The 8,609-nt window shown below is 73.4% G+C and carries 9 protein-coding genes and 1 pseudogene; 4 read left to right on the top strand and 6 right to left on the bottom strand.

The window, feature by feature from the left end; translation table 11 throughout:
• Positions 1 to 246, top strand: a pseudogene (locus ACSNOH_RS09050) (streptophobe family protein); the annotation flags it as partial.
• A gap of 93 nt (positions 247 to 339) precedes the next feature.
• Positions 340 to 1,572: a phosphoserine phosphatase SerB gene (gene serB / locus ACSNOH_RS09045; RefSeq protein WP_436720707.1), complete on the top strand. Its 1,233-nt coding sequence runs from the start codon at positions 340 to 342 to the stop codon at positions 1,570 to 1,572.
• A gap of 220 nt (positions 1,573 to 1,792) precedes the next feature.
• Here the strand turns inward: serB and ACSNOH_RS09040 are convergent, their stop codons facing one another.
• The 4 genes from ACSNOH_RS09040 to ACSNOH_RS09025 all read right to left on the bottom strand — a co-directional run bounded on the left by ACSNOH_RS09040 (position 1,793) and on the right by ACSNOH_RS09025 (position 4,452).
• Positions 1,793 to 2,311 (bottom strand): SixA phosphatase family protein, encoded by a 519-nt coding sequence (locus tag ACSNOH_RS09040; protein WP_436720706.1) that lies wholly within the window; start codon positions 2,309 to 2,311, stop codon positions 1,793 to 1,795.
• A gap of 88 nt (positions 2,312 to 2,399) precedes the next feature.
• Entirely contained in the window at positions 2,400 to 2,666 is a 267-nt protein-coding gene (locus ACSNOH_RS09035) for a hypothetical protein (RefSeq protein ID WP_436720705.1), read from the bottom strand.
• Between the two features lie 229 nt (positions 2,667 to 2,895).
• Positions 2,896 to 3,015 (bottom strand): SGM_5486 family transporter-associated protein, encoded by a 120-nt coding sequence (locus ACSNOH_RS09030; RefSeq protein WP_286157540.1) that lies wholly within the window; start codon positions 3,013 to 3,015, stop codon positions 2,896 to 2,898.
• A gap of 120 nt (positions 3,016 to 3,135) precedes the next feature.
• Positions 3,136 to 4,452, bottom strand: a complete 1,317-nt coding sequence (locus tag ACSNOH_RS09025; RefSeq protein WP_436720704.1) for a CynX/NimT family MFS transporter — start codon at positions 4,450 to 4,452, stop codon at positions 3,136 to 3,138.
• Between the two features lie 43 nt (positions 4,453 to 4,495).
• On the opposite strand from ACSNOH_RS09025, the gene ACSNOH_RS09020 reads away from it, so the two are divergent.
• Positions 4,496 to 5,176 (top strand): FadR/GntR family transcriptional regulator, encoded by a 681-nt coding sequence (locus ACSNOH_RS09020; protein ID WP_436720703.1) that lies wholly within the window; start codon positions 4,496 to 4,498, stop codon positions 5,174 to 5,176.
• Positions 5,177 to 5,262: 86 nt separating this feature from the next.
• On the opposite strand, the gene fabI is transcribed toward ACSNOH_RS09020, so the two are convergent.
• A complete protein-coding gene (gene fabI / locus ACSNOH_RS09015; RefSeq protein WP_436720702.1) occupies positions 5,263 to 6,033 on the bottom strand; it encodes an enoyl-ACP reductase FabI in 771 nt (256 codons plus the stop codon).
• Positions 6,034 to 6,038: 5 nt separating this feature from the next.
• Positions 6,039 to 6,758, bottom strand: a complete 720-nt coding sequence (gene fabG / locus ACSNOH_RS09010) for a 3-oxoacyl-[acyl-carrier-protein] reductase (protein ID WP_436720701.1) — start codon at positions 6,756 to 6,758, stop codon at positions 6,039 to 6,041.
• Between the two features lie 287 nt (positions 6,759 to 7,045).
• Here fabG and ACSNOH_RS09005 point away from each other — a divergent pair, with 287 nt between their 5' ends.
• A complete protein-coding gene (locus ACSNOH_RS09005) occupies positions 7,046 to 8,569 on the top strand; it encodes a TldD/PmbA family protein (protein WP_436720700.1) in 1,524 nt (507 codons plus the stop codon).
• Positions 8,570 to 8,609 lie beyond the last annotated feature (40 nt).

The following is an 8,609-nucleotide window of genomic DNA, read 5'->3' as shown; positions in this document are numbered from 1 at the left end:
GGCCTGCCACATCCGGGCTACGCCGGGCCTCCGGGCCCGTACCGCCCCTCCCCCGGGCGGCCCGCCCGGGACGACACCAACCCGTACAAGCGCCTGCCGCTCGACGACCGCTCCACCGCCCCGACACAGACGGGCCGGCCGCTGCCGCCGCCCCGCAGGCCCCGGGGCAGCGGATACCGCTACGGCGCGCCGCCGCCCGAGGAACCTCCGCCTCCGCCGCCCGGGCCGCCGCCACGGCCCCGTTGACCGCGGTTCACGCGGAGTAGGCCGTGTCTTCCTCGTCCGCTCCCCGGGACAGGTGTACGGATCGCGAGCGGGGCCCGATACGGTAAGAGGACCATGAGCGCATCGCAGACCCCGCCTGCCACCCTTGTCACCGGCGACGACGAGCCGACCCTCCTCGTCAAGATCTTCGGGAAGGACCGGCCGGGCATCACCGCCGGGCTCTTCGACACGCTCGCCGCGTACGCCGTCGACGTCGTGGACATCGAGCAGGTCGTCACCCGGGGCCGGATAACGCTGTGCGCGCTGGTCACGGCGCCGGAGGGCGGCGCGCACGCCGAGGGCGAGCTGCGGGCCACGGTGCACAGCTGGGCCGAGTCGATGCGGATGCAGGCGGAGATCATCTCGGGCCGGGGCGACAACCGGCCGCGCGGCACGGGGCGTTCCCACGTCACGGTGCTGGGACACCCGCTCACCGCCGAGTCCACCGCGGCCATCGCCGCCCGGATCACCGGCACCGGCGGCAACATCGACCGCATCTTCCGGCTCGCCAAGTATCCGGTGACCGCGGTGGAGTTCGCCGTGTCCGGCACGGAGACCGAGACGCTGCGCACCGCGCTCGCGCTGGAGGCGCACGAGCGCGGCGTGGACGTGGCGGTCGTGGCGGCGGGGCTGCAGCGCCGGGCCCAGCGGCTGATCGTCATGGACGTGGACTCCACGCTGATCCAGGACGAGGTCATCGAGCTGTTCGCGGCGCACGCGGGCTGCGAGGCCGAGGTCGCGGAGGTGACCGCGCGGGCGATGCGCGGCGAGCTGGACTTCGAGGAGTCGCTGCACGCCCGGGTGGCGCTGCTGGCCGGCCTGGACGAGTCCGTGGTGGACAAGGTGCGGGCGGAGGTGCGGCTGACGCCGGGCGCCCGGACGCTGATCCGCACCCTCAAGCGGCTCGGCTACCAGGTGGGCGTGGTCTCGGGCGGCTTCACGCAGGTGACCGACGACCTGCAGGAGCGGCTCGGGCTGGACTTCGCCTCGGCGAACACCCTGGAGATCGCCGACGGAAAGCTGACCGGCCGGGTCACCGGGGAGATCGTGGACCGGGCGGGCAAGGCCCGGCTGCTGCGCCGGTTCGCCGCCGAGGCGGGCGTGCCGCTCGCGCAGACCGTGGCCATCGGTGACGGCGCGAACGACCTCGACATGCTCAACGCGGCGGGGCTGGGCGTGGCCTTCAACGCCAAGCCGGTGGTCCGTCAGGCCGCGCACACGGCGGTGAACGTCCCGTTCCTGGACACGGTGCTCTACCTGCTGGGCGTCACGCGCGAAGAGGTCGAGGCGGCGCGCACCCACGAGTGAGGTGGGCGGGGGGTGGGGGTGCCGGTGACTGTGCATTCCGCCGGACCCTCGCCGTGGGGGCTCGTCACCGCTGCGGCGGGCTCTTCTTCCAGGGCACCCCGCCCGTTGCAGGCCGCGCACAAGTGCCCACCGCAACGGCGAGGCACCCGATGGCGAGGGTCCGGCGGAATGGGGGACCGCCGGAACCCACGCGTACTCCGCAACCGGGCGACCCCGCCCGCTACGCGTGCGGCGCCCAGAAGGCCACGAGCCTGCCGACGCCGTGTTCGACCGCCTTCCACGAGCCGGTGAAGGTCAGCACCGCGATGGCGGAGGTGGGGAACCCCGAGCGGTTCATCCGGGCGAGCAGATCGCCGTCGGCCTCGCCCGCGAGGGCGTCGGCCAGGGCGTGCATACCCGGGTTGTGCCCGATCAGCACCAGGTCGGCCACCTCGTCGGAGACCTCGTTGAGCAGGGCGATCAGCTCGCCGAGCGAGGCCTCGTACATCCGGTCCTCGTAGACCGTCCGGGGACGCTCGGGCAGCTCGGAGACGGCGAGCTTCCACGTCTCGCGGGTGCGGGCGGAGGTGGAACAGAGGGCCAGCTCGGGGGTGACGCCGGAACCGGCGAGCCAGCGGCCGGCTACCGGGGCGTCCTTGCGGCCGCGGTCGGCGAGGGGGCGTTCGTGGTCGTCGCCGTCGGACCACTCGGCTTTGGCGTGCCGGAGAATGACGATCCTGCGGGTCGGTTCGGAGCTCATGCCGTCCAGCTTCGCATGAAACCCACGGCGAAGCGCGGGGTGTTGGGGCGCTTGCCCCCGAAGCGGCACGGACTCGCCCCGCCGGCCGTCATGCGGTGAGCGCGCCCAGCGCGAGCTGGACGAATGCGACCACGTGGGCGACGGGGCCCGCGCCGGCGGCGTCCGGGGCGGGGTCCGCGGAGGCGGGGGCGGCCGTGAGGGCGAAGAAGGCGGTGAAGGCCGCGACGGCCAGCGCCAGGGCCCACCACGGCAGGCCCGCCTGCACCGTGCTGACGGTCCGGGCCTTCGGGCCGACAGGCCCCTTCGTACCGGCGGACCCTTTCGTACCGGCGGATCCGTTCGTACCGGCGGGCATGGGATCGCCTCCGAGCGCTCTGGTGCACCGCCGCGTCGCGGTGTACTACGAAGCTACGGAGAACGGGGTGCCGCTCCCATCCGGTGGACCACCCACTTGTCCCTGACCCAGGCCCCCTAGGGGACGGGGGGTTAGCCCCACCCCCGCATGGAGGCGGGCCGCCGGGGCCGGCGCCGGGCGCCGGAGGGAGCCGGGGGCCGGGGCCGGGCCCTGGCCAGGGCCCGGGCGCTCAGGGGGAGAAGACCGTCGCGATGACCGCGATGACCACGGTGATGCCGAGCATCGCACCGAGGATCGTCAGCAGGGCCTTCTGGCCGTTCTTGGGGTTCGGGTCGAGCACAGGCTGCATGCCGCCCAGTGTCCCACCCCGCCTGCCCGCGGGTGCGACCGGGTCAGGAAGGGCAGGAGGGGCAGGAAGGACAAGAAGGGACCATACGGGGCAGGCCGGGACGAGCCGGGGCCCGGGCGGTCACGCGCGGTCGAGCTCGTCCTCGACGGTGCGGGCGCGGCCGGCCAGCACGCCCGCGATGACCTGAGGAACCATCAGCGCGGCCATGAGGGCGAGCGGCACGCCCCAGCCGCCGGTGCGCTCGTTGAGCCAGCCCACGAGCAGCGGGCCGGGGATGGAGATCAGGTAGCCGGTGCTCTGGGCGAACGCGGACAGCCGCACCACGCCCCCGCCGGTGCGGGCGCGCATGCCGATCAGCGTCAGGGCGAGCGTGAAGGCACTGTTGGACACGCCGAGCAGCACGGCCCAGACCCAGGCGCCGCCGGCCGGGGCCAGCCACAGGCCCGCGTAGCCAGCCAGCCCGAAGCAGGCCAGGGCGACAACCAGGACGCCCTGGTGGGGCAGGCGGGCGGCGAGGCGCGGCAGCAGGAAGGCCAGCGGCACGCCGGTCAGCATCGTGACGGCGCTCAGGACGCCCGCGGTGGAGGCGGGCACCCCCGCGTCCCGGAAGATCGCCGGCATCCAGCCCATGACGATGTAGGCACCGGTGGCCTGGATGCCGAAGAAGATGCCGAGGGCCCAGGCGGTCGGGCTGCGGGTGATGCTGGTGCGCGGGGTGTCCTGGGCGGCGGCCGCGGGGGCGGCGGCGTCCTCCGTACGGCCGCGGCGGGCGGCCGCCAGCCAGAGCAGTCCGGCCGCGGCGGCGAGCAGCGCCCAGGAGCCGAGGCCGAGGCGCCAGCTGTGGCCCATCGCGTCGGCGAGCGGCACGGTGGCGGCGGCCGCACCGGCCGCGCCCGCGGCGATGGCCATCGAATACAAGCCGGTCATCGGGCCGATGCGGTCGGGGAACCAGCGCCTGACGGCCAGGGGCATCAGGACGTTGCTGACGGCGATGCCCGCGAGCGCGAGCACGCTCAGGGCGAGGAAGCCGGGGACCCCTCCCGCGTACGGGCGCAGGGCGAGGCCCGCGGCTATCGCCGCCATGCCGGCGCAGACGACCGCGGCGGGCCCGAAGCGGCGGGCCAGCCGGGGCGCGGCGAGGCCGAAGACGGCGAAGCAGAAGGCGGGCACGGACGTGAGCAGGCCGGCCACGGCCCCGCTCATGCCGAGGTCGGCGCGGACCTCCTTGAGGAGCGAGCCGAGGCTCGTGACGGCGGGGCGGAGGTTGAGCGCGGCGAGGACGAGGCCCGCGACGAGGAGCGGGACGGCCCGGGAGCGGCCGGCCGGACGCGCCGGACCGGCCGGTCCTTCCTGGGCGGGCGGGGGCGCGGGGGTGCCGGCCGGGCCGGTTGCTCCGAGGTCTTCGTCTCTGAGGTCTTCGTCTGCCGTGGGTGCCATGACGGCATCATAGATAGAATCATGGGATGAATGGAGGCTGTCGATGCCACTGAACTCCCCCAGGCGCTCCCGCCTCGTCGACCAGGTCATCGCCGAGCTGCGCGGTCAGATCACGTCCGGTGAGTGGGCCGTCGGCTCGCGCATCCCCACCGAGCCCGAGCTGGTCGAGCGGCTCGGCGTGGCCCGCAACACCGTGCGCGAGGCGGTGCGCGCCCTCGCGCACAACGGTCTGCTGGACATCCGCCAGGGCTCCGGCACGTACGTCGCCGCGACCAGCGAGCTGGCCGGCGTGATGCACCGCCGCTTCGCCGACGCCGACCCGCTGCACGTGGCCGAGCTGCGCAGCGCCCTGGAGGCGTCGGCCGCGCGGCTCGCGGCCCGCCGCCGCACCGAGCAGGACCTCGTACAGCTGGCCGCGCTGCTGGAGCGGCGCGAGGAGGCGTGGCGCTCGGGCGACGCGGAGCGGTTCGTGGAGGCGGACGCCACGCTGCACGCCGCCGTCGTCTCCGCCGCGCACAACGAGGTGATGTCCGAGGTCTACGCGGACCTCGGCGGGGTGATGCGCGAGTTCCTGCGGGCGGGCGTGGGGACGGCGCTGCGGCCGGAGGGGCTCGTGGACCACGGGCGGCTGGTCGCGGCCATCGAGGAGGGCGACGAGGAGACCGCGGGCGCGGAGGCGAGCGCCTACCCGTTCGGCTGCCGGGGCGTCGCCTGCGCGGGCTGAGTCCGGAAAAGCCCGGTGCCCGTTCCGCAGCTGCGGAACGGGCACCGGGCGTGAAGGCGGCGGAGCGCTACGCCCCCATGGAGCGTTTACGCTCCCATCATGTGGACGCCGCCGTCCACGTGGACGATCTCGCCCGTCGTGCGCGGGAAGAAGTCGGAGAGCATGCCGACGACGCCGCGGCCGGCCGGCTCCGGGTCGGCGAGGTCCCAGCCGATGGGCGCGCGGTGGTTCCACACGTCCGCGAGCTCCTCGAAGCCCGGGATGGACTTGGCGGCCATCGACTTGATGGGGCCGGCGGAGACCAGGTTGCAGCGGATGCCCTTGGGGCCGAGGTCACGGGCCAGGTAGCGGTTGGTGCCCTCCAGCGCGGCCTTGGCCACGCCCATCCAGTCGTACTTCGGCCACGCGATCTGCGCGTCGAAGGTCAGGCCGACGATCGAGGCGCCCTCGCCCATCAGCGGCAGCAGCGCCATGGCCAGCGACTTGTAGGAGTACGCCGAGACCTGGACGGCCGTGGAGACGTCCTCCCACGTGGCGTCGAGGAAGTTGAAGGCGCCCTGCGGGCCGAAGGCGATGGAGTGCACGATGCCGTCGAGCCGGGCGTCCTCGCCCTGGAGCTCGCGCACCTTGTCCGCCAGCCCGTCCAGGTGCTCCTGGTTGGTGACGTCCAGCTCGATGACCGGGGCTTCCTTGGGGAGGCGCTTGGCGATGCGCTCGACCAGGGAGAGCCGGCCGAAGCCGGTCAGGATGACCTCGGCGCCCTCGTTCTGGGCGACCTTCGCGGCCTGGAAGGCGATCGACGCCTCGGTGAGGACGCCGGTGACCAGGATGCGCTTGCCTGCGAGGATTCCACTCATGTCGTTCAGTGACCCATGCCCAATCCGCCGTCGACGGGAATGACGGCTCCAGTGATGTATGCGGCCTCGTCGGAGGCGAGGAAGCGGACCGAGGCGGCGATCTCCTCGGGCTGCGCGTAGCGCGCGAGCGGAACCTGCTTGGTGATGCCCTCGCGCTGCTCGTCGGTGAGCACGCGGGTCATGTCGGTGTCGACGAAGCCGGGGGCGACGACGTTACAGGTGATGTTGCGGGAGCCCAGCTCACGGGCGATCGAGCGGGCGAAGCCCACCAGGCCGGCCTTGGAGGCGGCGTAGTTGGCCTGGCCCGCGGAGCCCAGCAGGCCCACCACGGAGGAGATCAGCACGACGCGGCCCTTGCGGGCGCGGAGCATGCCCTTCGAGGCCCGCTTGACGACCCGGAAGGTGCCCGTGAGGTTGGTGTCCACGACGGAGGTGAAGTCCTCCTCGGACATCCGCAGCAGCAGCTGGTCGCGGGTGACGCCGGCGTTGGCCACCAGCACCTCGACCGCGCCCTGCTTGTCCTCGATCTCCTTGAAGGCCTGTTCGACCTGCTCGGAGTCGGTGATGTCGCACTTGACGGGGAGGCATCCCAGGTCCAGGAGGGCGGCCGGCGGCTCACCCGAGCGGTAGGTGAAGGCGACCTTGTCGCCCGCCTCCGCGAAGGCGCGGGCGATGGCGAGGCCGATGCCCCGGTTTCCTCCGGTGACCAGAACCGAGCGGCTCAAAGGACCACCCTTCCTTCACGTGTAGCTGCCATTGGTCGTCTGTACCGTACGAAAACTATCGGGCCGCGGCGGCGGGCGCGCAGCCCGCCCCTAACAGGAGCGCATCGCGGACCCTGTGGGGTCCCTACAGAAACCGGCACCGCGCGCGGCGGCGCGGGCCGTCCGCGACGCTCCCCGGCGGACTTCGCGATCCGTCGCTGAACTGCGCAAAAGGCCGGGCCCGGGCGTGCCGCGGCGTGGTTCACTGCGTCTTCGGGAGACATCGCATGCTCAAGGGGAGGCCATCCGTGCCACATGAAATCGACGCGTCGTTCCTCGCGCTGCCGCTGCGGCAGCTCGCCGACGCGGCCCTCGCGCGCGCCCGGGCCCTGGGGGCCGATCACGCGGACTTCCGCCTGGAGCGGGTGCGCAGCGCGTCCTGGCGGCTGCGGGACGCCCGGCCGGCGGGCACCTCGGACACCACGGACCTGGGGTACGCGGTGCGGGTGGTGCACGGCGGGAGCTGGGGCTTCGCGTCGGGCGTCGAGCTGACGATGGACGCGGCGGCGCGGGTGGCCGGGCAGGCCGTCGCGATGGCCAGGCTGTCGGCGAAGGTGATCGCGGCCGCGGGCTCCGACGAGCGCGTGGAGCTGGCGCCGGAGCCGGTGCACGCCGAGCGGACGTGGGTGTCGTCCTACGAGGTCAGCCCCTTCGACGTGCCGGACGCGGACAAGAGCGCGCTGCTCGCCGACTGGAGCGCGCGGCTGCTGGCGGCGGACGGGGTGGCGCACGCGGACGCCTCGCTGCTGACCGTCCAGGAGAACAAGTTCTACGCCGACTCGGCGGGCACGACCACCACCCAGCAGCGCGTGCGGGTGCACCCGCAGCTGACGGCGGTCGCCGTCGATCCGGCCACCGGCGGCTTCGACGCGATGCGCACCCTCGCGCCCCCGGCCGGCCGCGGCTGGGAGTACCTGACGGGCACCGGCTGGGACTGGGACGCCGAGCTGGCGGAGATCCCGGAGCTGCTGGCGGAGAAGATGCGCGCGCCGAGCGTCGAAGCGGGCTCGTACGACCTGGTGGTCGACCCGTCCAACCTGTGGCTGACCATCCACGAGTCGGTCGGCCACGCCACCGAGCTGGACCGCGCGCTGGGCTACGAGGCCGCCTACGCGGGCACCTCCTTCGCGACCTTCGACCAGCTCGGCAAGCTGAAGTACGGCTCGCAGCTGATGAACGTCACGGGCGACCGGACCGCCGAGCACGGCCTCGCGACCATCGGCTACGACGACGAGGGCGTCGAGGCCCAGTCCTGGGACCTCGTCAAGGACGGCGTCTTGGTGGGCTACCAGCTGGACCGGCGCATCGCGAAGCTCACCGGTTTCGAGCGCTCCAACGGCTGCGCCTTCGCCGACTCCCCCGCCCACGTCCCGGTGCAGCGCATGGCCAACGTCTCCCTGCAGCCGGCACCGGACGGGCCGTCGACGGAGGAGCTGATCTCCGGCGTGGAGCGCGGCATCTACGTGGTCGGCGACCGCTCCTGGTCGATCGACATGCAGCGGTACAACTTCCAGTTCACGCAGCAGAGGGCGTACGCGATCCGGAACGGGCGGCTGGCGGGGCAGTTGCGCGATGTCGCCTACCAGGCGACGACCACCGACTTCTGGGGTTCGATGACGGCGGTCGGCGGTCCGCAGACGTACGTCCTGGGGGGCGCGTTCAACTGCGGCAAGGCGCAGCCGGGCCAGGTCGCGGCCGTCTCCCACGGCTGCCCCTCGGCTCTCTTCGAGGGCGTCAACATCCTGAACACGAACGAGGAGGCGGGTCAGTGAGCGGCTGCCACGCAACCGGCCGGGGGTCCGGGGGTCGTCC

This window comes from Streptomyces sp. URMC 127, assembly GCF_051386535.1.
In the GTDB taxonomy this organism is placed as follows: Bacteria; Actinomycetota; Actinomycetes; order Streptomycetales; family Streptomycetaceae; genus Streptomyces.
This window is presented reverse-complemented; position numbering and strand designations above follow the sequence as displayed.